At 65.7% G+C, this 22,993-nt stretch carries 17 protein-coding genes, 1 tRNA gene and 1 pseudogene; 10 read left to right on the top strand and 9 right to left on the bottom strand.

The features are described from left to right. Positions 1 to 344: 344 nt before the first annotated feature. Together OG225_RS01195 and OG225_RS01190 are read right to left on the bottom strand one after the other, a co-directional pair. Positions 345 to 671: a hypothetical protein gene (locus OG225_RS01195; RefSeq protein ID WP_405180041.1), complete on the bottom strand. Its 327-nt coding sequence runs from the start codon at positions 669 to 671 to the stop codon at positions 345 to 347. Beyond that, a complete protein-coding gene (locus tag OG225_RS01190) occupies positions 626 to 850 on the bottom strand; it encodes a PIN domain-containing protein (protein WP_405180040.1) in 225 nt (74 codons plus the stop codon). The genes OG225_RS01195 and OG225_RS01190 overlap by 46 nt, the downstream gene beginning before the upstream one ends. Before the next feature lie 648 nt (positions 851 to 1,498). Between OG225_RS01190 and OG225_RS01185 the strand changes: the two genes are divergently transcribed. After that, positions 1,499 to 3,124 carry a vWA domain-containing protein gene (locus OG225_RS01185; RefSeq protein ID WP_405180039.1) on the top strand — a complete coding sequence of 542 codons (1,626 nt, stop codon included), beginning with the start codon at positions 1,499 to 1,501 and terminating at the stop codon, positions 3,122 to 3,124. Positions 3,125 to 3,516: 392 nt separating this feature from the next. Here the strand turns inward: OG225_RS01185 and OG225_RS01180 are convergent, their stop codons facing one another. Together OG225_RS01180 and OG225_RS01175 are read right to left on the bottom strand one after the other, a co-directional pair. Continuing rightward, positions 3,517 to 4,191, bottom strand: coding sequence for a hypothetical protein (locus tag OG225_RS01180; protein ID WP_405180038.1), 675 nt, complete (start codon positions 4,189 to 4,191; stop codon positions 3,517 to 3,519). A gap of 213 nt (positions 4,192 to 4,404) precedes the next feature. Beyond that, positions 4,405 to 4,942, bottom strand: a pseudogene (locus OG225_RS01175) (IS5 family transposase); the annotation flags it as partial. Here OG225_RS01175 and OG225_RS01170 point away from each other — a divergent pair. The 3 genes from OG225_RS01170 (at position 4,862) to OG225_RS01160 (ending at position 9,107) form a co-directional block, all read left to right on the top strand. After that, positions 4,862 to 5,095, top strand: a complete 234-nt coding sequence (locus OG225_RS01170) for a hypothetical protein (RefSeq protein WP_405183527.1) — start codon at positions 4,862 to 4,864, stop codon at positions 5,093 to 5,095. The pseudogene OG225_RS01175 and the gene OG225_RS01170 overlap by 81 nt on opposite strands. A gap of 396 nt (positions 5,096 to 5,491) precedes the next feature. Continuing rightward, positions 5,492 to 7,477, top strand: coding sequence for an ATP-dependent nuclease (locus OG225_RS01165; RefSeq protein ID WP_405180037.1), 1,986 nt, complete (start codon positions 5,492 to 5,494; stop codon positions 7,475 to 7,477). Positions 7,478 to 7,493: 16 nt separating this feature from the next. Beyond that, positions 7,494 to 9,107: a UvrD-helicase domain-containing protein gene (locus OG225_RS01160; RefSeq protein WP_405180036.1), complete on the top strand. Its 1,614-nt coding sequence runs from the start codon at positions 7,494 to 7,496 to the stop codon at positions 9,105 to 9,107. Positions 9,108 to 9,277: 170 nt separating this feature from the next. Here the strand turns inward: OG225_RS01160 and OG225_RS01155 are convergent, their stop codons facing one another. The 3 genes from OG225_RS01155 to OG225_RS01145 form a co-directional block, all read right to left on the bottom strand. Beyond that, positions 9,278 to 11,752 carry a beta-glucosidase gene (locus OG225_RS01155; protein ID WP_405180035.1) on the bottom strand — a complete coding sequence of 825 codons (2,475 nt, stop codon included), beginning with the start codon at positions 11,750 to 11,752 and terminating at the stop codon, positions 9,278 to 9,280. Positions 11,753 to 11,986: 234 nt separating this feature from the next. Next, a complete protein-coding gene (locus OG225_RS01150; RefSeq protein WP_405180034.1) occupies positions 11,987 to 13,051 on the bottom strand; it encodes a serine/threonine dehydratase in 1,065 nt (354 codons plus the stop codon). 71 nt (positions 13,052 to 13,122) lie between these two features. Then, positions 13,123 to 15,165 (bottom strand): cytochrome c oxidase assembly protein, encoded by a 2,043-nt coding sequence (locus OG225_RS01145; protein ID WP_405180033.1) that lies wholly within the window; start codon positions 15,163 to 15,165, stop codon positions 13,123 to 13,125. 209 nt (positions 15,166 to 15,374) lie between these two features. Between OG225_RS01145 and OG225_RS01140 the strand changes: the two genes are divergently transcribed. Beyond that, positions 15,375 to 15,448, top strand: a tRNA-Arg gene (locus OG225_RS01140). 61 nt (positions 15,449 to 15,509) lie between these two features. Here OG225_RS01140 and OG225_RS01135 read toward each other — a convergent pair. Next, positions 15,510 to 15,941 (bottom strand): PPOX class F420-dependent oxidoreductase, encoded by a 432-nt coding sequence (locus OG225_RS01135; protein WP_405180032.1) that lies wholly within the window; start codon positions 15,939 to 15,941, stop codon positions 15,510 to 15,512. A 524-nt stretch (positions 15,942 to 16,465) separates the two neighbouring features. Here OG225_RS01135 and OG225_RS01130 point away from each other — a divergent pair. From OG225_RS01130 to OG225_RS01120, 3 genes are read left to right on the top strand one after another with little or no spacing between them, the layout of a single operon-like run. Further along, positions 16,466 to 17,098: a sigma-70 family RNA polymerase sigma factor gene (locus OG225_RS01130; RefSeq protein WP_405180031.1), complete on the top strand. Its 633-nt coding sequence runs from the start codon at positions 16,466 to 16,468 to the stop codon at positions 17,096 to 17,098. 23 nt (positions 17,099 to 17,121) lie between these two features. Then, a complete protein-coding gene (locus OG225_RS01125) occupies positions 17,122 to 17,835 on the top strand; it encodes a FadR/GntR family transcriptional regulator (protein ID WP_405180030.1) in 714 nt (237 codons plus the stop codon). A 2-nt stretch (positions 17,836 to 17,837) separates the two neighbouring features. Next, a complete protein-coding gene (locus OG225_RS01120; protein ID WP_405180029.1) occupies positions 17,838 to 18,701 on the top strand; it encodes a sterol desaturase family protein in 864 nt (287 codons plus the stop codon). 11 nt (positions 18,702 to 18,712) lie between these two features. Here the strand turns inward: OG225_RS01120 and OG225_RS01115 are convergent, their stop codons facing one another. Continuing rightward, positions 18,713 to 18,940, bottom strand: coding sequence for a hypothetical protein (locus OG225_RS01115; protein ID WP_405180028.1), 228 nt, complete (start codon positions 18,938 to 18,940; stop codon positions 18,713 to 18,715). 230 nt (positions 18,941 to 19,170) lie between these two features. On the opposite strand from OG225_RS01115, the gene OG225_RS01110 reads away from it, so the two are divergent. Together OG225_RS01110 and OG225_RS01105 are read left to right on the top strand one after the other, a co-directional pair. Then, complete coding sequence (locus OG225_RS01110) at positions 19,171 to 21,240, top strand: acyltransferase family protein (protein WP_405180027.1); 2,070 nt, start codon at positions 19,171 to 19,173, stop codon at positions 21,238 to 21,240. 68 nt (positions 21,241 to 21,308) lie between these two features. Further along, positions 21,309 to 22,895: a bifunctional phosphatase PAP2/diacylglycerol kinase family protein gene (locus tag OG225_RS01105; protein ID WP_405180026.1), complete on the top strand. Its 1,587-nt coding sequence runs from the start codon at positions 21,309 to 21,311 to the stop codon at positions 22,893 to 22,895. The last annotated feature ends 98 nt before the right edge of the window (positions 22,896 to 22,993 follow it).

Below are 22,993 nucleotides of genomic sequence, written 5' to 3'. Positions count from 1 at the left end.
GAAAGGTCGCCTGCGCGGTCCTAATCTCAAGTAAAGTATGCCCGGGCTGCCGCGTCCGCACGAAACCTCCCCGATGTATCGCGCAGAACGGGAAGTCAACCCTGAGCCGCGACAACAGGGGCGACCTGACTGCGCCGCCTGCTGTTCGAAGGTGTCTGGCAGGGTCGGCTGCCAGGATCGGCATCGCCGTGACAGCCGAGGCAACGCGCGAATCAGATTGCGCTTGAGCGCAATTGCCGGGACCCAGCCACTGGATTGTCGACAGAACGTGGATACTGGATCTCGCACAGACTTGGTGATTGCCCCGGCTCGGGATACATAGGGGTGGTGGATGTTTCATCATGTCACAGGTGTTCTAATCTTGATCGGATGAGGTTGGAATCCGACGCTACCGGTGAATAGGACGAGTCGACGCTGTAGATGGTGAGGTAGGTCAGGGTCTGGGCGAAAGTAATGCCGTCGCGGTAGCCCACGATCTGCGCGGCAGGGTCGACCTCGAAACGCGGTTCACCGTCGGAGGTTCCAAAACCGGGATGGTCGTAGACCAGATACGCCAGCCTGGCCGCGCTGAACACTTCGGCGTACGGGGCCACCCATTCCTTGACTCCAGCGAAACCGTGCATCATCACCAGTGGAGCGATCCCGACACGCCTTCCGGTCTGTACAGCCACCCCCGAAGTATCGCTGCACCCCCCTTCTTGAGGCAGTCATTGTCGTTGCTCACAAATACCACGCATCGACCCAGGTCGCCCTTCGTGGCCTCGGCAAACGTCAACCAGATCAACGCATCACGATAGCCCTTATCGGTGTCATCGAATGGATGGGTGCGACCGCAACGACCACTCCACAATCAGTTCATGAGGTGGTGCTGCGATCGGCGCAGCGGCAAAACCCATGGCGGCCAACCGCTCACGAAAGAACTGGTGCGCACGATCCTGACTGAGCCCCTCAGAGTCGCGCAACTCCCGGACCTCGGGAACTTCGACAGGACGGGCCAGTCGTCTGAGAGGCCGAGGCGTCCAAATTCTGCTCGATCAGTTTGACGGCCGTCTCCAACTTCTTGCGGGCGTCCTTGGCTGCAACGTACATGTGCCGCGCGGTTTCCCGCACCAGATCTCCGGAAATGCCACCTCCACGTCTCCCACCGCCACCACCAAGGCTAATGCCTTCCAGGCGGCGACTGCAGCGTCCGATCGGCATACACCATGTTCGTATGGATCACTAACATGGGCCGCTGTACCGACACCTCGTCGTCTAACCCGCCCGGTGGGGCAGGTCACTGACCTTCCCTCGCGCCCAACAGGTGACTACCGTTCCTGCAGTCCACTTCTCACGAGCAAGCACGTTAGCTGACCAGGAGGCAGACCGTGGCCGATCCGACTTCTGTTGACAATGTGCTCGAAGCTCTCGGCCTCTATGAGGCGAACCACGACACAGAACTCGACGCCGCCCTACGGCAAGCGTTTGGTGTCCCACCGGGCCAAACCTTCGAGAGGCGTTGTCCTCCGAGGAGCCCGCCACCATACTCATTGCGGCGGCAACGGCAGCCGCGCCGGTCGCGGCCATGGTTCGCGATGTATTCGCGGTACTCGGCAGAATTTCCCATACGCAGGCGGTCGCCAACCTGACGGCGACCTTCACCGACAACCATCTGAATAGCTTGAACCTCGATCCCAAGCAGTACGCCGCATACGAACGCACAGTGGTCGAGGAGGCGCTCTCTTCAGTCTTCGACCGCGCCCGGCTGCCCGCACGCACACCACTGGCCAACGGTCACGACGCACACTGGCCACCCGCCTGCTTCACACGCGAGCCCGGCAGAGTTCCGCCGATAGCTTGCGCCGGGTGCGACGGGCAGCCAGCTCTCCGATTTGCGCGCGTAGAACGGGCTCTCCAAAGTGCGTTGCAAGCCGAAACCTCGACACCACCTCTTTCGGACGGCGCGCGCCACGACGTCGACTGGTTTCTCGACAGGCTTCCGTCGATCCTCCCTGAACTGAGCCGGCGCGGGTGGATCGATGGCCCATGTAGCTACGAAAGCCTCTTCACAGCAGAATATCTCGATAAAGGGGTTGCCGACCTGGAGGCAGCATTCCGCACGGTAAGCGCACCGCAACTCCGCAGATTTTTCGACCTTCCCTATTGGACTCAACGCTGGCAGATCTATGAGATCTGGATCCTGTTTATGGTCTTGGACAGCTACGACATCGAGCAGTGGTCGCCAATCACAACTGGAGGGGTTTGGGACATCAAGGCTGGTTCGACCAACCCTAAAGCGGTATCGGTCTGCGATCTCAAGCAGGGTCGCCAGCTACGCTGCTACTACCAGCATCAATCGACACCCCCAGCCTCGTTGATCGCAGACGCTGAAGACCGTCCCGAGATCCTGGTCACTATCGCCGACCACGCTGATAGCGCTGCAGCACCCGGCGCATCGACCGAACAGATCATTCTCGCTGTCGAGGCCAAGGCGAGATCGAATTATAAAATCCAGGACATGAAGGGTGCCACCCTCTCACTGCTCGAATGGGAACCGCGATGCGCTCTCGGCGCTTCCTTCTACTCCCTGAAAACCGGAATCGACACACTCGACACTAAGGTCATCGGTAGCACGGAAACAGCATTAGCCCAGCACCTGCAGCCAGGCTCGCGCTCGATATCGCTCACCACCGCCTGGCTCAAGAAATGCTGGTCGGACCATGTCATCGGCAGCGTCGGGATCGTCGCGGTGGACGTCAGCGGCAGTATGGCACCTGGCGCTGCATTGCAATACATCCTGACGATGACCAACAGCGAGCTCTTCCCCGACACGGCAGACGGCCTGGGCCCAATGAAGATTTACCTGACCACGTTCGGCGAGGAAAACCCGACCCTGGTGCGCCTCCCAGCGCTAACTCAGGACGCAATCAACAGCGCCGGGCTTAGCTTGGTACCGGCAACACCCGGCGAGAATCTGTCAGTCGCCGTCGAAGTTTGGCTTCAATACATAAAGACGTTGCCGAATTTTGCGGACCGTATCGACATCCATCTAATAACGGACAAACAACCATTCCGGTCAGTCGACAGGGACGCCCTCAATCAACTGCGCGACTGCGAGATCCGTGTCCACACTCACATCGTTTGACATCGGCGCCAGTTGCACGCCCTGACCTGCCCCAATCAAGTGACCCGAGGCGGCAGCGGGCTGTCAGCAGCATGTGACGTCCTCCCTCCCACACGCGGGCAATCAAGGAGTGTGTAACCGACATCTCACCCCCGCGAGTGGGGCCGACTCCGCACTCCCAATGTCCGGAGCAGCCCACGCGACCAGCGGCAATACAGTGAGTCCGACAACACTCAACCTTGATGGCGGCGATGGTCTCGCCAACGACGCGGACTCCTACGGCTTACTCAACTTGACAACGCCGGGCTCCTCGACCATCGGCTGCGTCGAAGCCGAACTCGGTGGCCTAGTCTACCTCATTCGTCCGAGTGAAGTCGTAGCCATCACCCACTGTCCGCGAAAATACCCGCAGCTCAGGGACGGCCGAGTCCGACGCCGAGCGTCCAGGTTGGAAGCTGTAGTTCATGGGGGATCGGGATGTTGTAGGTCTTCGCGAGACGATTCACTATGGAACCGATTTCTTCGCGCATGACGTCCAAGTGCTGATTCGCGTGAATCTCGCCTTTGCTCGGCCATCCGTCGTCTCCGACGATTACGTTCTTCATCAGGTTTCGTGCTGCGGCACCGATGGCTTTCAGATCCTTTCGCAACTGATCGTCGTCGGCCATCTCGCGCAGAGCCCGGTTCATCTCTGATCGCAGGTTCCGCAGCGCCTTGATCACGTGGGGCCAGAGTTCCATGTGGACCGAATAGTGCAGCGATCGCTTGTCGGCGAGGATGTCGAACACCTGCTGAACAACTTTCGCGTTGTGCTCAAGTCTCATCAATTCGGGCAGAAGTGGGAGGCGCGGACTGGCAAGCAGCCGCCGTACCTTGGCGGTGTGATCGTCGCGCCATAGGGTCAGCAGCGCCACCGAATATCCAGGGCCGCTGTTGTTGTCGACAAGATCGTGACAGACACCGCACAGGAAGATCGCGTTGGCCGGTTCAGATCGCTGTTCGTCGGTCATGTCCGCGTCGTGTCGAGCGCTTGCGAACTCTCTGCCCTGGATATGCGCGAACTTCCCGATGTTGCTCTTGAGCAGCACGTCTCCGGTCTTGACCTCCGGGCCCACGAGTAGCCGGTTGCAGTCAGGATTGGTGCACATGTAGCCCGCACACGCCGCTACCAACGCTTTGGTTGCTGCCGAAAACCTACCATTAGCCACCGGACCCTCTGTTCATCGAATCAGACTGCGCTACAAGAGGAACCGTACCTGTCAACGTTGGCAGCCGCGCGAGGCTGCCCAAATTGTGGGCTATCGAGTCCGCCGCCACGGCCGCCCGCGACGTCCGTGCAGGACCGGTAGCGCGTCCCGTAGCGGGATCAGTTGTGTGACGTCGTGACAGTTTCCGCCGGTCAGGGTGACCGCGAGGGGTGTTCCGGCGGCGTCGGTGATCAGGTGGTGCTTGCAACCGGGTTTCGCGCGGTCGATCGGGCTGGGACCGACATGGTCCCCTTTTCAAAGCCTGCAGATGCGACCCATCGACCAAACGCGGTCGACAGGTCCAGCTTCCCCGCCGCGCGTAGTTCGGTGAGCACCAGTTCGTGCAACCGCTGCCACACCCCGGCTTCCTGCCATTCGGCCAGCCGTCGCCAGCACGTCGCACCCGAGGCCCCGTACAACCTGGTCGGCAAATAGTTCCGCCCGATCCCGGAGCGAGCCACGAACAGGATCCCCTCCAACGCCGCATGGTCACTCTCCGGCGCCGACCCGGATGACGGAAACTCCGCTGCTGCACCAGAATCAACGCCTCCAACCGCGCCCACAACGCATCGGTCACCACCTCGTCTTCCACCCCAGAAGTTCGGTCTCCTACCAGATCTTTTCGTTGTGCGTAGGTACGGATGCGTTCGCGGTCGTCTTCGGTTGCTGGATGCTGGACGACGAGTTGCAGACCCAGCGCGATGCCCTCGCTTCAGCGGTGCGCGATCTGGTCAGCAGGGTTTGACATGAGTGCGGAGACTCCCTGTGGCGCAACAACTCCCACTTCATCGCCGGGAGTATGCCCTGTCCGCAGTCACCACGTCCGGCTCGCTGTCAGGCAAGGAATCGACCGCATGCCTGCTCGGCCTGCCGGTAACCTTGCACCCGTGCCCGACGGTGCACCAGACAATCCGATCATGACCGCAGCCTTAGTGGTTCGCGAATGCGGTAGGAAACCCGGGACCTTGCTACCCCGCGATCCAGTCGGCGAACAGCAGGTTAAGCACGCGGGCGACGGGGCGCGCTAGGCTCCCAGCTTGATAGCGCGACGTTGATATCGGTTGATTCGAGAGGGTTTCCTGTGTATTTGAGCCGAGTGCGTGTGCGGGGCTTGCGGGGCTCGGTCGACCATCCATTGGAAGTGTCGCTTCCGGGGCGGTTCGCGGTGATCGCGGGCGCGAACGGCGGAGGGAAGACTACGTTCAGCGATGCGGTGTACTTGGGGCACCCGGAGCGATTCCCATACTTGCCGCGCCACTCGGCTGCCGCCCTCGGACCAGGTGACCGGGACGTCGAGCTGGCGTACAAGTTCGAGGCGGATGCCGCGAAGGAGGGCCCGCTTGGCCTTCAACTGCAGGCGCAGAGCGGCCGTTCGGCGCCCGGCACGGTCGCGGCCCTCTGGGCGCGGACCCTGCACCGGAGCATGGGGAGCATCAAAACTCAGGTCCTGACAGCGTCCGTAAGTGGAGTCGAGGACAAGATTCTGCTGGTGCACTTGCCCGCGTGGCGCAACCCCCTCGATGAGCTGTCGCGCCGCGAAGCGCGAGTCTTGGTGGAACTCCTGCGTGCACAGCAGCAGAACCGTGGTCGTGGTCGCGACCTGTCAGACCTACGGGCGCACGCTTCCCGGCTGCTCGAGAAGCTCGCGACGCACGCGGTTCTCGAAGACCTGGAGGACCGGGTGGGGGAGAACCTTCGGGCTCTCTCGGCCGGCGTGTCGCGAAATTGGCCCTACATTCGTGGCCAAGTCATCGATGACCGCTACTTGGCCAGGGTGCTGGAACTGATGCTCGCCACCTTCGAGGGCCGCGCCGACGCGCTGCCGCTGGAAGTCGTGGCCCTCGGTTACGTGAACCTGCTCCACATCGCTGTCACTCTCGCCGCTATCCCGGACGCGACCCAGATCGCAGCATCAGCGGCTGCCGCACAGGCGGCCCTCGCTCAGCCTGCCGATACAGCACCGCAGCCGCCGGGTCCGCAGCAGGCCGAGCACGCGGTTCCGCCACCCGAGCCGACCGCGGACCAACTTGTCGAAGCCGACCGCATCCTGGCCCAAGCCAGGGCCGAGAGCGAGAGCATCGAGGACTCCTTCTTTCCGGATAGCCCGTTCCACGTGACCCTTTTGATCGAGGAACCCGAGGCCCACCTGCACCCGCAACTGCAGCACTCCCTGGTGCGATACCTGCGGCGTGAGGTCGAGCTCCGCCCCGAGCTGCAGGTCGTTCTGTCCAGCCACGCGACCGACATCATTACCTCCTGTGACCCGACCGAGTTGGTCATCATCCGCCGAGATCGCGAGGGTCGCCCGCTGTCACGGGCTGTCGCGGAAATTCCGCTCACCGCACGGGACGAGGTCTTGCGGAAGGCCAGGCTGCACCTGGACGCCAGCCGATCGGCTTCGCTGTTTGCAAACCGAGTCCTGCTCGTGGAAGGGGTGACCGAGGTAGCCGTCTTGCGTGAGCTCGGATGGGCTTGGGCCAGCGACGACGTGGACAAGCAGGCGTTTATCGACGCGCTCAGCATCGTCCCGATGGGCACCAAAGTCGGCCCATGGGCCGTCAGGCTACTCGCGACCCGAGACCACGAACTCTGCGGCCGCGTGGCGGTTCTTCGAGACAGCGACCAGGACTTCGACGAGGAGCCGGAGCAGCCGGCGTGGGCGGCCGACCACGACCCCGACGTCCTACTCGTCGAGCACAGCCACCCAACGCTGGAACCGCAACTCACCGAGTTCAACGCGGGCTACATTCGGCTGGCCTTGCAAGACGTCGGCCTGGACGTGCCCGACGAGGTGTCCCCCGAGGCAGTGCGGGACATCTTCCGCGGCAAGCACAAGGATGACGGCCAGACGGTCAAAGCCGGGCCAGGCGCGTCGAAGAAGGGTGAGTTCGCCGAAGCGCTCGCCGGGCGGCTTCGCGACGCTCGATACGCAGGAAACATCGATGTTCACGTACCTCATCCGTACGTGAACATCTTCCAGTTCCTGCACGCCGCCCTACCATCGTCGCTGGCTTCAGGACCGCCGTCGGAGGACGCAGGCGCCGTCGCTGACTCGACGGTCGCAACCGACGACACTGACCAAGCCACTACAACTGGGCCGGAGAGCCTCGACGTCGACGAGTTCTGAAGGAGGTCGGACAATCGTGACTGGCTCTCTCGCTCACGCAGGCGCGATCGATACGCTGACCGCTCAGCAGAGGCACGCGGCGGCCACCAGGCAGAAGAACATCTTCATCGAAGCTGGCCCAGGAACCGGGAAAACAACCGTCTCGGCTCAGCGATTCGGCGTCCAACGGTTCGCTGCCGAGTACCGGCACGACCCGCGTGCAGTCGTCGCAGTCAGCTTCACCCGTGCGGCCACATACAATTTGCGTCGCCGGGTCCAGCGTCTCTGGGGCACCGAAGCTCTTGCCTGGCCCCACCGCATCGTCACCCTCGACACGATCATGTCCGACCTCCTTCACGACCTCCTCCGTGAAGGGCTCGTCGAGTGGCCAGGCGCGAAGAAGTTGTGGCCCGACGGAAACGTGAAACTCACGGTCCGCGACAGCTGGGCATCCTGCGGCGGTACGACGTCCACCCGTTCCATCTACGAACTAGGGCTGAACGGCAAGTCTCTGACGTTCAAAGAGACGTTTGCGACGAGCTACGCGAACCGCGTCCCAGCGGTCAACATCGTGCCGCACATGCTCCAAGGTATCTGCACCCATGACGACGTCCGCAGCATCCTTCAGCACGCTCTGACACGCCCTGACTGCGACACACACATTCGAGAACGCCTGGGGCAGCAGATCCGCGCGCTCGTGGTCGACGAGGTCTTCGACGCGAACGAGCTCGATATCGCCATAATTGAGGCCGCCATCGCGGCCGGTGTCGCTGTCACCCTCGTCGGTGATCCGTGGCAGGCGCTCTACCTGTTCCGAGGTGCGAAGCCGCACGTCGTGCCCGACTTGCTGACCCGAAACAGCATCCCGACGCTGCCTCTCACGCGATCGTTTCGGTGGCAAACGGAAGAACAAACCGAACTCGCCAACAACCTCCGAAACGGAGCCGGAGTCGTCCTTCCCGCCGACCTGGCCGACTTCGACGTAGCCCTCGCGTTGTTCTGGAAGGACCTTTGGGCAATCGGCGGTGTCCTCCCACTCGCCTACAATTCGTTCAAAGGCGGGTACGAAGAAGCCGCCGCGACCCTCCTGCTCAACCATGTCACCCGCAACATCCTCGATCTGGACGCCACATACCTCGGCGACGCGCTCACGGCGCTCAACATCGAAGACCGCGACGTGGTGAGACAACTTGAGCCCGCCCTCCAGCGGGTCATTGAGAAACTCGAGCCCGGGACCCCCGCTGCCATCAAGACTGCGTACAACGAGCTCGTTGCAGTTGTCGGTGCCGTGTCCGCCCGGAACCTCCGTCCTGCGCACACAGCGCATACCAAACGGCTGGCCTTACTTCAGTCGCGCATAACTTGCCCCGGACGTCCCGTACCAGGCCTCACCACCCACCAAGCCAAGGGAGGGGAATGGGACATCGTCGGTGTTTTCCTCAGCGACAACGAACGCAAGGTGCTCGGCGCTGGGCTCTCCGTGACCCAAGACACCCACCGCAAGATTTACGTCGCGACTACTAGAGCTCGCTACCGCACCATCGAAGTGTTCCCGGCCGCCCCGCCGCCGAAGAAGCGGGCGGCTCGCAAGGCCACAAAGTCGACGACCGGCGAGGAGTGTGTAACCGACATCTCACCCCGATCACGGTAGCCATCGCTTCGTACATGATTACGCCCCTTCGCATCCGGACCGGGAGACCCCCGGTTGTCCTCCCCCGTGTCACGGGGGCACCTTCAGCGTGGTCGACCACCTACCCTCGTGGCAGCGCGATCTCGGGAATGTGGACAACTTTCCGGATTGTGGACAACCCGTGCTTCGCCTCATACCGCGGCGAGCGCGGCGGTGTCGGCGGACAGTGGCAACTCCGTCGAACTGGTCCCCACGTGCACGGTGAAGACACCGGGCTCGATACGCCAGTTCTCGTCCCAATGCGCGAAAGTCCTCGGCGACAGCGGGATACGGATCCGGACGGATCGTCCGGCCTCGACCTCGACCGGGGTGAAGCCCGCCAGCCAGCGCACCGGGCGGTCGACGGTCGACTCCCCGCGCGACAGATAGACCTGAACGACCTGCTTACCGGCCCTGGCGCCGGTGTTGTGCACGGTGACCTCTATGTCGACGGAACCGTTCACGGTCGGGTCGGCGACGACGAGATCGGTCAGCGCCCAGGTCGTGTAGCCGAGCCCGTGTCCGAACGAGTAGGCAGGCCGCACACCTGCCTTCAACCAGGCTCGATAGCCGATATGAATGCCTTCGTCATAGCGCAGGACCCCGCGCACCGATGTCGTCGACAGCACCGGGACGTCCGATTCGGCCGCGGGCCAGGTCGTCGGCAATCGACCGCCCGGCTCCCGGTGACCGAGCAGGACATCGGCGAGCGCGTGCCCCAGTTGCTGTCCACCGAACCAGACGAGCAGCACCGCGGCCACGTCGTCGCGCCACGGGAGCAGGACCGGACCACCGGAATTGACGACGACCACCGTGCGCGGATTCGCGGCGGCCACCGCACGCACCAGGTCGTCCTGTGCGCCCGGCAGCGCGAGGGTGGTGCGGTCGAAACCCTCGCTCTCGGTCTGCGAACCGGTGCCGACCACCACCACCGCGACATCGGACGCACGCGCCAGCGCCACCGCCTCGGCGATCGCCTTCGCGGGGTTCGCTGTGCCGCTGGCTGTTCCGAGCGTGATCGCGACCAGGCCGGGCATCGCGTCGTCGGTGGCGAGTCGTTGCCGGACACGCACCGCGTGGACGACGTCGGTGCTCACCGGAACCGTCGCGACCCCCGGCGTGAACAACGCCGCACCGAGAGCCTCGCCGCTGCCGGTGAGCACGGTGTCGAGGACCGGCGCACCGTCGATCTCCATCCGGGTCGCACCGATGCCGGCGACGCCGAGCAGCACGGTTTCGGGGTCGTCGGGTCCCGCGAGGTATTCGGTGGTGAGTTCCAGCGTCACAGCGCCTTTCGGGACCGTTCCGAGGTAGACCAGTTGACCGGCGCCACGATGCTCGCTCAGCAGTTCGGCCCCGTCGCCGTCGAGGAATCGGGCGCGCAGGCCGGGCTCACCGATCGACGGATCGGTCATGGCCGTCAGCGGCAAGGGTTGGATTCCGGTCTGCACCGGGACCCCCGGGTGGGCGATGATCGTCGCGTCCGGCAGTGCCGTGCGCAGTCCCTGGACGGGGTCGATCACCTCGTCCGGTACCACCGTCGCACTCCCGCCGCCCTGCGTGCGCGGCCACGAGCCCGCTTCGCCGATCACCGCGATCGTCCCGGGACCGGCACTCGGCCACGGTAATTCACCCTCGTTGCGGACCAGAACCATCCCCGCCGCGGCCACCTCGCGCGCCACCCTCAGGCCCGTGTCGGGCGTGTGGGACACACGGCTGCGACCCACGCCGTTTCCCGCGACCGGAGCATCACGATCGGTCAGGTTCAGCGCGCCGACCCGAGCCGCCAACCGGAGCAGTCGCGCCACCTTCGCGTCGACGGCCGCCTCCGGCACCGTTCCCGCGCGCACCGCCGCGACGAGTTCCTCCCCCCACGGTCCTTCCGGTCCCGGCATCACCAGATCCTGGTCCGCGTTCGCCGATGCCTCGGTGCTGCGCACGGCGGTCCAATCCGACACCACCACGCCGTCGAATTTCCATTCGGTGCGCAGCGGCGCCGTGAGCAGGCGGTTCTCGGTCATCGTCACGCCGCGCACGGCGTTGTAGGCCGACATCACCAGCCACGCGCCCGCACGCACCGCGGCTTCGAACGGCGCGAGATACAGCTCGCGCAGCGCGCGGTCGCCGACCTCGACGTCGGCGGTGTAGCGGTCGGTCTCGAAATCGTTGGCCACGTAGTGCTTCGGGGTCGCCGCGATCCCGTGCTCCTGTACCGCGCGCACGTACGCGGCGGCCAGCTGACCGGTCAGCAGCGGATCCTCCGAGAACGCCTCGAAATGTCTGCCGCCCAGCGGACTGCGCTGCAGATTGATCGTCGGCCCGAGGACGATGTCGACACCTTTGCGCCGCGCCTCGGCCGCCGAGGTCGCACCGTAGGCGCGGGCCATCTCGAGATCCCAGGTCGCGGCCAGCGCGGTCGCGGACGGCAGATTCAGGGAGGGCTCGCGTTCGTCCCACACCGGTCCGCGTACCCCGGACGGACCGTCCGACATGGTCATCGACCGCAGGCCGATGGCGGGCTCCTCGGGCGTCGACCAGATGTCGGAACCTGTCAGCAACCGCACCTTCTGTGCCAGATCCAGTTTGCCGACCAGCGCGTGCAGGGTGTCGTCGGTCAGCTCGGACATCAGTGCTTCTCCCTCGGATCATGAGCCTGAACAGCCGAACCGCATGATTCGACCGCACCTGATCCGGCCCGACGACCACGCGGTTCACGTTGTGTCACCGAGTGCCAATCTACGCATCAGCTATCAATCAGCGACCTCCCGCGCCAGGGGATATCGACCTGTTATGCAATGTGGAACATCGGCATCCGCTCGCGGTCAGGACGCGACCGAGATATCAGGCGTGATCGCGGCGGTTCACTGCACGACGTGTTCGGTATTCGCGCTGCACAGGACGATCACCGGCCGCTCACCCGGCGGCGGCACGTACACACCGCTGTGCACGGCGGCGAGCGCGGTGGCACCGGTCGCCTCCACGACGATGCGGAATTCGCGCCACAGGTATTCCCTGGCCGCGACGACGGCGTCATCGGCGACGAGCAGCGAGCGGATGTCGTAGCGCCGCGCGATCCCCAGCGCGATCGCGCTGATGCGGTGCGCGTGCGGAGCATCCGGCGAGCAGGGTCCTACGGCGGGATCGGTCTCCAACGCGGTGTGCAGGGCCGGGTAACCGACGGGTTCGACGCCGATCACCTGTTGCCTGCGACCGAGTACCGAGGCGACACCCGCGACCAGCCCGCCACCACCGACCGAGATCAACACCGGTGGCCGCCCACGAACCTGTTCCTCGAGCTCCAGCCCGACGACCCCGGCGCCCGCGACGACCGCGGGCAGATCGTCGACGCGCAGCAGGAGCGCCCCACGTTCGGTCGCCAGATCCGCCGCGTGGCGACGCGCCTCGCCGTAGGTGGTGCCGTGCCACACGACTTCGGCGCCGTGCGACCACATCGCCGCCACCTTCGTATGCGGCGCCGATTCCGGTACGACGACCGTGCACGCCTTACCCAGTTGCGTGGTCGCGACCGCCGTGGCGATACCCGCGTTGCCGTCGGAGGCGATCACGACCTCGCCCGCCGAGACGGGCGACTCGAGTAACGCGTTGAGACTGCCCCGCACCTTGTATGTCCCGCCGTGCTGGAGATACTCGAGTTTCAGCGTGACCGGCACCGGGCCGTTCGGACCGGCGATCGAGGTGTGCAGCACGGGTGTCTTGCGTATCCGCCCCGCCAGCCTCTTACGCGCCTCGCGTGCGTCCGACCGGGAAACCCGTCGGGGCGCGCCCGCGTCATCGGGACCGGCCCCGACCACACCACCACCGGGCACGGAGCCACCGAAACCGGCGCCGATGCCTGGTCCACTCACTGCCACATTGTGCTCACTCACGATCAACCGGCGCCCGAGCAACCCCGCGTCGAGGTCCATCGTGCACGAGTGTGACGGGTTCCGCTCACCTCACGCATGCCCGAGGTCCACCATCGCCGATTGCCCGCAATTCACTTGCGCACCTCGCGATCCCGTTTCGCCAGCTCCGCGTACATGGCGTTGTGGGCGGCGAGTTCGACGCCGTGATCGCGCTCCGCGGCACGGTCGATGCGCTTGGCCAGCTTGGCGTCGCCACGAGACCACTGGATGAGCAGCGCGAGCATCACCACGACCAGCGGAACCTCGCCACTCGCCCACGCGAAACTGCCGCCCGTGCGCTGGTCGCCGAGCAGATCGCCGTTCCAGTCCAGCCCGAGACCGCGGAAGAACCACCCGCCCATCACCGTCGTCATACTCATCAGCGCGATGCCGAAGAAGGCGTGGAAGGGCAGCGAACCGAACACCATCCCGAGTTTGGTCAGCGGTTCCACCTGACGCGGTTTCGGGTCGATCCCGACGACCACCCAATAGAACAGGTATCCGCTGAGCAGGAAATGGATGTTCATCAGCAGGTGCGCGGCGTGCGAATCCGCGAACGAGTCGTAGATTCCGCCCATGTAGAGGGCGTAGAACCCGCCGACGAAGATCACCGACGCCACGATCGGATGGGTCAGGAACCGCGAGACCGGGTTGTGCACCGCGGCGAGAATCCATTCGCGCGGTCCGGGCACCCCGCCGCGTCCGGCGGGCGGCAGCGCTCGCAGCGCCAAGGTCACCGCGCCGCCGAGGGCGAACAGGATCGGCGCGAGCATCGACAGCGCCATGTGCTGGCCCATGTGCACGCTGAATACCGCGGGCGCGTACCGCCCGACGCCCGAGGAGGTCGCCAACAGCAGGACCGCGCACGCCGACAGCCAGGCGATCGTGCGCCCGACCGGCCACGCGTCACCGCGCGACCGCAGCCGCCGCACCCCGAGCAGATACACCACCGCGAGCACGATGGCCAAGGTCCCGAAGATCAGATCGAAACGCCAGTCGAACAGCAGTCGGCTCGCCGACGGCGGTCCCGCCAGGTCGTATCCGAGTTCCACTTCGGCGGGTGTGGGAACACTGGTCGGCGGTGGCGGCGGGGTGCGTCCGAGTCCGACGGCCAACCCCATGGTCGCGGCGAAGATCACCGCCTCCACCCCACCGAAACGGATCAGCGCGGCACGGTCACGCGGGTCGGCGGCGAGCGCGGGCAGCGACGCGCGACGCTGGAAGTAACCGAGGATCCCCAGCACGATCAGCGCTGCCGCTTTGGCGAGCACCAGCCTGCCGTAGGTGGTGGTGAACAGTTCGTCCAGCGGAACCCTGACCCAGGAATTGATCACACCGCTGACGCCGATGACCACGAACGCGACGGTCGCCGTCAGCGAGAACCGGCGAGCCGCGATATCGGTGTGCGCGCCGCCGCGCATCGCGTGAGCGAGGACGGCGAACAGCCCGCCCACCCACACCGCGGCCGAGATCAGGTGCAGGATCAGGCTGTTGGTGGCCAGGTCGTGCGCGCCGCCGGAGGAGGAATGCCCCGTCAGCGCCAGCGGCATCATGGTCACGATCGCGCCGCCGAACAGCAGCGGCGTCCATCCCCACCGCAGCACGAGCTTGCAGCCCACCGCGACGATCACCGCGAACACCACCGTCGTGCGCCACGCCTCGGCCAGCGCGATCTGGTCGACAGCCCGCCACAACTGTTCGGGCCGCCACACCTGCCCGACCGGCTGACCTGTCGTATCCGAGACGGTCAACGGGACCAGCAGCGCCGCGCAGCTCGCCCACGCCAGCGCGAACCAGGAGGCGCGCCGCACGGCCCGATAGCCGCCCGCGTCGAGCAGCCCGTCCGGCTGCGGAGGTGTCAGGAAGGCCGCGAACAACAGCGAACCGACCGTCAGCGCGGCCGACAGATCGGCGAGCGCCCTGATCGCGGGCAGACCGTAGGTCGTCACCGGGCCCGGATCCGGTATGCCGAGCAGGCTCAGCGCGTGCGCCGCCGACAACCCGACCACCAGCGCCGCGACCACCGCGGCGACCGCACCGGCGATCACCGCGAGCACTCCGAAATTCCCCGCCGCACCCGACCTGCCGACGTCCGAGACATCGGTTTCGACGGGCTGATCCTGCGGCAATGACATACGACTGAGCGTAGTTCCAACAATATGGCGTGGCCCGTTCGGGCTCGGCCGGATAATCTGATCTCGGACCTGACCGCCCCGGTCAGTACGTCCTTCCGCGCGACCGAGGTGGCCGAAACGTTGCTGACACTGAGAACTTAGCCAGCTGGACGGTCGCTATACTTTCCGTGCTGGACAGCACGGTCGACGTCGACCGAGGTTGCCCCACTGCCTCCGTAGCTCAGTTGGATAGAGCAAGGGCCTTCTAATCCCTAGGTCGCAGGTTCGATTCCTGCCGGGGGCGCAACACCGGGTTGACCTGGAATATTCCAGGTCAACCCGGGACTACCCACACAGCGCAACGCTCAAACAGCCGGAAATCCCGACGTCGAATTCCGGAGCGTCAGGTTCCGAAGCCGGTGATCCGTTCCGGAACGACACGCACGATCCACCGTCGAACGTCCGCGGGCTCCGGCGGCGGTAACTCCCCCACGTATTGTCAGGGACAACCGCGCCGGAAGTCGCTTGTCCGGATCCGGCAGCAGCTCGGCGGTTCCCGCGATATCGATCGTCCGGTAGGGATCCTCGGAGTCGAGCACGGTCACGCTGACCCGGGGGTCGCGGGCGAGATTGCGCCCTTTCCGACGTCGCGCGGTCGTCGTGAACACCAGGGCGTCGTCATCCCTGTCCACCCACACCACCGACGTGTGCGGTGAGCCGTCCTCGTTCACCGTGGCGACCACCGCAAAGTTATTGTCGTCCAGCATGTTTCGAATGCGATCAGGAAGTTCGGTCATTACACGAAAGCTACCCGTGTGGGGTATCCGGGAACATGGCCGGAAGACTCATCCCCATATCCCGATCGCTCATCGAGCCCGCGACGGCGGCCAAAGCGAAGTTCGTCACGGGACGGTCGCCCGCTCTCTGCCTCGGGCGTCGGGACCACGCCCGAGATCACGCGGAACGTGGCCGAAGCGTGATATTTCCGCAGGTCGGCTCCATTTTCGTACCGAAAGTCGGTATACGCAGACTTCGCAGGTTGCGAATCCCCCAATCTGGCGCAAATCGGGTGCGGGTGTGGGCGATACGTCATACAGTGCGCAGTATCTCGATCGCAGCAACATTCGAGCGGCGCTCATCGGCGAGCGGATCGCTCGGTCGATCGACTGACTGCGGTACGCGACATAGCGTGCCGCATTCGGGGCCGAAATGCGGGGGAACAGGGATTTCATAGCATATGGCCGCGTCCCGGCCCCTGTCGATCTGACCGATCTCGGCACCGAACAGCGATCTCTCAGCCTTACCGGATGTGGAGCAAGCGATGATAGTCACCGCACAGCAACGGGATGAAGTGGCGTCTTCTCTCGAGCTGGAATTTCCTCGCCATCACCTCGGCGACCTGCTGACCGCCACCGCCGCGGGGGACGAAAACGCGTTCGCCGAGTTCTATCGGGCGACCAACCGGCGGGTGTTCGGACTCGCGGTGCGCATCGTGCGGAGCCCGACCATGGCCGAGGAGATCATGCAGGAGGTCTACCTCCAGGCGTGGAACAGCGCCCATCGATACGATCGCTCCCGCTCGGCCCCGCTGACCTGGTTGATGATGCTCACGCACCGGCGCGCGGTGGATCTGGTCCGGGCCGAGCAGGCCAGTACGGACCGCGACAACGCCTACGGCAGTGCCGATTTCCGGCCGGGGCACGACACGGTCACCGAACAGGTCGATCTGCGTTTCGACCATCAGTCGGTGCGTGACCATCTCGGTCGACTGACCGCGCTGGAACGTGAGTCGATCGCACTCGCCTTCTACGGCGACCGCACCTATCGGGAGGTCGCGGAGTTGCTCGACATCCCGTTGCCGACCGTCAAGAGCCGCATCCGCTGTGGCCTGAAGCAGTTGGAAGTGCGGCTGAACAGCGAATGGAATGACTGGTCCAACCAGTTGACCAATTGACCTGAGGGTTGCACACTGGTCACGTGGAATTCATCGTCGTCACGCGCACCGCCGTCTCCGACGAGGTCTTCGGCCAACTCGTCGACGCGATCCTGGCCGGACGTATCGCCCCGGAGGACGCGCTGCCGGGCGAACGGGAACTGGCCGAGAGCTTCCAGGTGAATCGGCACGCGGTGCGCGAGGCGGTGAAGCGGCTCCAGCAGAGCGGGCTGGTCCGGGTGACGCAGGGCGGTAAGACGCGAGTACTGGACTGGCGCACGAACGCCGGGCTCGACATCCTGTCGTCGCTCGCGCGCTCGGGCGCGGTCCCCGCGCAGCGGATTCTGCGCGATATCGCGGTGATGCGACGCTCGATCGCGGCCGACGCGGCCCGGCTGTGCGCGCGACGCGCCGATGACGTCCAGCTCGAAGCGGTGCGGGCCGCCGCCGACGCCTACCCCGATCCGACCGAGGAATTCGACACCGTCGTCGCCGCCGATATCGCGTTCTGGGTGGCGATCCTGGACGGCTCGGGCAACCTGGCCTACCGGCTCGGGCTGAATACCCTGGTCGCCGGTTATTTCGGCATCGGCATGGAGCGTATCGCCGAACTCGGACTCGGCAAGGAATACGTCGATCGCGACGCCCATCAGCGGTTGGCCGGACACATCACCGCCCGCGCGGCGGACGCGGCCTACGACCTCGCGTACACGCTGCTGAGCGGTTTGGTTGACGCCCAGGAAGAACCGAGCGAGTAGCCGTGTTCGACCTGATCGCCCACGCCATACCGGTTTTCGTGCTCTGCCTCGCGCTGGAGGCGATCTCGTTCGCGGTGCGGCCCGACGACGAGAAACTCGGCTATCGGTTCGACGACGCGCGCACCAGCGTGCTGATGGGCCTCGGCAACGTGGTGATCAATCTCGGGTGGAAACTCGTGGTGGTCGCGGTCTATGCCGCGGTGTATCTGGCCTCGCCCCTGCACCTGCCGACGAACAACCCGCTGACCTGGATCGCCCTGTTCTTCGCCGACGAGATCGCCTTCTACTGGTATCACCGCACGCACCACACGATCCGGGTGCTGTGGGCCAGTCACGTCGTGCACCACAGCAGTCGGTTCTACAACCTCTCCACCGCGTTGCGACAGCCGTGGACGCCGTTCACCGCCCTGCCCTACTGGCTGCCGCTGGCTCTGCTGGGATTCCCGCCGTGGATGATCCTGCTCCAGCAGTCGATCAGCCTGCTCTACCAGTTCTTCATCCATACCGAACGGGTCTCGACGCTGTGGCGGCCCATCGAATTCGTGTTCAACACGCCGTCGCACCATCGCGTCCATCACGGGTCCAACGAGCAGTACCTCGACACCAACTACGGCGGGATACTCATCGTCTGGGACCGGATCTTCGGCACCTTCCGACCGGAACGCGAGAAGGTCCGCTACGGGCTCACGAAGAATATCGACACCTTCAACCCGATACAGGTCGCCACCCACGAATTCGCGGCGATCCTGCGTGATCTACACACCGCGCGCGGCTGGCGCGAACGGGCGGGATACCTGTTGCGCGGGCCCGGCTGGAAACCCGCCGACACCCCCGCACCGGGACCGGGCCTCGCGGAACCGGCCTGATGTCGGCTTCGTCACGTCGAACCGCGCCTGCGCGTCAATAATCCGGCGGCCCAGCCGATCAGGAACATCACCAGCAGGATGAGCCACATCGGCGCCGTGATGCTGACGAGCAGGATCTCGATGGACACCTGCGCGCGGTTCTCCACCACGAAAATCACAGCGAGCACGGTGAGTCCGAGCGCCAACCACTGGGTAGGCGAGATCCGGGAGAACAACGAGCGTTTCTTCGTCTCGGCCATATCCGCTCCCTTCGTCGCCATGGGTCCGACCTCCAGGTTCGTCGCGGACGAAGTGGGGTACCTCACCCGCGAGGGGTGATCCGTGCCGCGTCGGCAACCTCGCGTACGCTCCCGATACATCTGCGGTTTGCCTGAAGTGTGCCCGGTACGGCATCGTTTTCTTGGTTCGTCGGAAATTCGGCAAACCCGGCTCCGGAATCGGGTCGGGTGCTTACGGCGGGGAGTCCTGGGTGTTCACACAGACATCGACGGTGACGCGGCGGTCCGACGCGACCCACCGACACGATCTGGACGGGCTGCGCGGTGTCGCGATCGCGCTGGTCGTGGGTTTCCACATCTGGATGGGCCGGGTCTCCGGCGGCGTCGACATCTTCCTCGTCCTGTCGGGCTTCTTCTTCACCGGCATGCTGTTGCGCCGGGTCGACGCCTCGGACCGGGTCGCGGTGTGGCAGACGCTGCGCCGCACCGCGCGCAGGTTGTTGCCGACGCTGGTGGTGGTACTCGCGGCCGTCATCGCGGGCACGGTCTTCGCGCGGCCCTACACCCAGTGGGGTGACATCTCCGCGCAGACCCTGGCTTCGGTCTTCTACTACCAGAATTGGTATCTCGCGCACGCCGAATTGAGCTACGCCGCCGCGGACCCATCGGTGAGTCCGCTGCAACATCTGTGGTCGATGGCGATCCAGGGTCAGTTCTACCTCGCCATGGTGCTGCTGGCCGCGGTGTGGGCGTGGCTGAGCCGGGGACGCGGGCCGGGACCGCGTCGGGTGAGCCTGCTCCTGGTGATCACGGCGCTCGGCGCGGTGTCGTTCTGGTACGCGGCACAGGGGTCGGGACGTCATCAGGCCTGGAACTACTACGATTCCGGCGCGCGCGCCTGGGAATTGCTCGTCGGCGCGGCCGTGGCGGTGGCCCTGCCGTGGATCCGGCTCTCGACGCCGATCCGCGTGCCGGCGGCGGCGCTCGGCGCGGCCGCGGTGCTGTCGTGTGGGGTGTTGATCGACGGCGCCGACCTGTTCCCCGGTCCCGCCGCGCTCTTCCCGGTGGGGGCGGCGGTCGCGCTGATCCTGGCGGGCGCCGGTCTGCCGCCGGGCGCGCAGCCATGGCCCAACCGGCTGCTGGCGAGCCGGGCCTGCGTCGAACTCGGCAGCCTCGCCTACGCGCTGTATCTGTGGCACTGGCCGCTGCTCATCTTCTATCTCGTCGAAAACGGCAAGGCGACACCGGGTCCCGGCGGCGGACTGTTGATCCTCGCCTGCTCGGTGATCCTCGCGGTCCTCACCCAGCGTCTGGTGGAATCGCCGCTGCGGGCGCGCGCGAACAGCGAGGTGAAGACCGAAGGGTCACCGAGGTACCGCCGCGCGGTCGGCGTCACCGTCGCCGTGACCGGCGTGGCCGTTTTCGCGGGCGCCGTCGGCTGGCAGATGATGTTGCGCGCCAACCCGGCCCACCCGCCCCAGGCACTCGACGCGATCAGTTATCCCGGCGCCGCGACCCTGCTCAGCGACAGCGTCGAGCAGAAGTCGGCGGCCATGCGACCGACCGTCTTCGAAGCGGAGGCGGACGCGCCCGCGCCCACCTACGACGGCTGTATCACCCCGAATCGTGAAGTCCGCGTGTGCACCTACGGCGCCCCCGATGCCGCGCGCGCCATCGCCGTTGTCGGTGGTTCGCATTCCGAACACTGGCTGCCCGCCTTCGAAATGCTCGGTAGCGAACACGGTTTCCGCGTGGTGACCTATCTGAAGGAGGGTTGTCCGCTGACGCTGTCGGATCAACCGTCCTACGCCGAATTCCCCTTCCCCGAATGCCGGGAATGGACCGAGGAAGTCCTCGATCGGCTCGCCGAGACCCGACCGGAATGGGTTTTCGCCCCGGGCACCCGCTATCGCATGCACGCAGACGGCGACGAGGTTCCCCCGGAATTCCTCGACATCTGGACGGCGCTGTCGGACCGGGGGCTGCGGGTACTCGCGATCAGGGACACCCCTCGGTTGCGCCGCGACGGCATCATGTACCGGGCCATCGACTGTCTCGCGCATCGCGGGACCGCGTTCAGTTGCGGTGTCGAACGCACGACGGCCCTGGATCCGCAGAATCCCGCGGAACAACCCGCCTCGGCCTATCCCAATGTCTTCCCCTTCGACCTGTCCGACTCGATATGCAGACCCGACCGTTGCCAGGTGGTCGAGGGCAATATCCTCATCTATCGCGACGAACACCACCTGACCGCCAGTTACTCGCGATCGCTCGCACCCGAACTCGGCAGGCAACTCGGCGCGCTGACCCAATGGTGGTGACCGCGCGCGGCATCGTGACTTCGGTCGCCGGGCGAATACCCGGCGCCACGCTGGGTACTGTCGATCCCGTGAATGTGTGGTTGGGCCGGAAGTTCCACCGGGTGGGTCGATTCGACAGGGCAGTGAGCCGGGCGGTGGCCGAGATCCCTGTTTCCGCCGTCGACAGCGGCCTGCTGCGCCTGACCCGATCGGCGAACTACAGCCTGCTGTGGACCGGTGTCGCGGCCGGGCTCGCCGTCCGGCCGGGCGCCACGCGCAGGGCCGCGTTGCGCGGCATGGTGTCGGTGGGCGGCGCGAGTTTCGTCGTCAACGTGGTGCTCAAATCCCTTGTCGCGCGACGCAGGCCCGCCGCCGAACTGCTGCCGCTGCCGCGCAGGCTGATCAACGCACCGACCTCGTCGTCGTTCCCGTCCGGGCACAGCGCGGCGGCCGCCGCCTTCGCGACCGCGGTCGCGCTGGAGAGTCCGCGCACCGCGCTCGCGGTGGCTCCGCTGGCCGCCACCGTCGCGTATTCACGGGTCCACACGGGGGTGCACTGGAGTTCCGATGTGGTCGTCGGCGCCGCGGTCGGCAGCCTGATCGCCCTCGCCACCAGGCGCTGGTGGCCGGTGCGTGAATCCGATGAGGCGCAGGCCCGCATCGTCGCCGAGGTGCCGCTGCTCACCGACGGCAAAGGTCTTGTGCTGCTTGTCAATCCGGTCTCCGGCGCGCCGGGCTACGATCCCACCGAGGATGTGAAGGCCGCCCTGCCCGCAGCGACGGTACTGCGCACCGAGATCGGCCGCGATTGCGTCGAGCAGTTGGAGGAGGCGCTCGGCGCGCAGCCGGACAAGGCGCTGGCCGTGGGCGCGGCGGGCGGTGACGGCACCATCGCCGCCGCGGCCACCGTCGCCTTGCGCAACGCCCTGCCGCTGGTGGTGATCCCGACCGGAACGCTGAATCATTTCGCCCGCGATCTGGGCGTCTACGACCTGCTCGAGGTCGTGGACGCGACGGGCGCGGGTGAGGCCGTCGGCGTCGATATCGCCGGGGTCGAACTGGAGACGGACGAGGGGACCCGCACCTTCCACTGGATCAACACCGCCAGTCTCGGCGCGTATCCGGATCTGGTGCGGCGGCGCGAACAGTGGCAGGACCGGTGGGGCAAGTGGCCCGCGTTCACCGCGGCGCTCATCGTCACCTTGCGCAAGTCCGAACCGATCCGCGTACGCCTGAACGGGCAGTGGCACGACCTGTGGTTCGTCTTCGTCGGCAACAGCGCCTACCACCCGCACGGCGCGGTCCCCGCCTTCCGCTCACGCCTCGACGACGGATTGCTCGATGTGCGCTGGCTGCGCGCCGATCTGAAATTCTCTCGAACCCGCGCGGTGCTCGCGCTCATGCTCGCCGCCATCGGCCGCAGCAAGGTCTACAGCGAGAAACAGGTGAACGAACTGATCGTGCACCTGAATGCCCCCGAGTCCGTCGCCGCCGACGGCGAAGTGCTCGGTGAGGCAAGCCGACTGCGGTTCACCGTGGCGGGGCAGGTCGCGACCTATCGACGTGACGAGGAAAATCCGCGCTGGGCGACGCGCGCGCGGCCACATCATCGCAGGCCGCTGGCTCGGCTCCGGGATTTCCGACGCGGAAGGCCGCAGAACCGGGACCTCGACTAGGCGGCGGATCGCCGCCCCGACCTCTCCGGCCTTGCGCGGGCGCCCACATCATGATCAGCTATCTTTCAGCTATCGGCAGATCCACCCGACGCGGGGAG

The sequence above is a fragment of the Nocardia sp. NBC_01377 genome (assembly GCF_045040005.1).
In the GTDB taxonomy this organism is placed as follows: Bacteria; Actinomycetota; Actinomycetes; order Mycobacteriales; family Mycobacteriaceae; genus Nocardia; species Nocardia noduli.
The sequence above is the reverse complement of the archived record's forward strand: the minus strand, read 5'-3'. Positions and strand labels throughout refer to the sequence as shown.

Bases quoted from the DNA above. Each gene is read 5' to 3' on its own strand.
- OG225_RS01170 (WP_405183527.1), top strand. From the start codon at position 4,862: ATGACGGAAACTCCGCTGCTGCACCAGAATCAACGCCTCCAACCGCGC.
- OG225_RS01155 (WP_405180035.1), bottom strand. From the start codon at position 11,752: ATGTCCGAGCTGACCGACGACACCCTGCACGCGCTGGTCGGCAAACTG.
- OG225_RS01150 (WP_405180034.1), bottom strand. From the start codon at position 13,051: ATGGACCTCGACGCGGGGTTGCTCGGGCGCCGGTTGATCGTGAGTGAG.
- OG225_RS01145 (WP_405180033.1), bottom strand. From the start codon at position 15,165: ATGTCATTGCCGCAGGATCAGCCCGTCGAAACCGATGTCTCGGACGTC.
- OG225_RS01135 (WP_405180032.1), bottom strand. From the start codon at position 15,941: ATGACCGAACTTCCTGATCGCATTCGAAACATGCTGGACGACAATAAC.
- OG225_RS01130 (WP_405180031.1), top strand. From the start codon at position 16,466: ATGATAGTCACCGCACAGCAACGGGATGAAGTGGCGTCTTCTCTCGAG.
- OG225_RS01115 (WP_405180028.1), bottom strand. From the start codon at position 18,940: ATGGCCGAGACGAAGAAACGCTCGTTGTTCTCCCGGATCTCGCCTACC.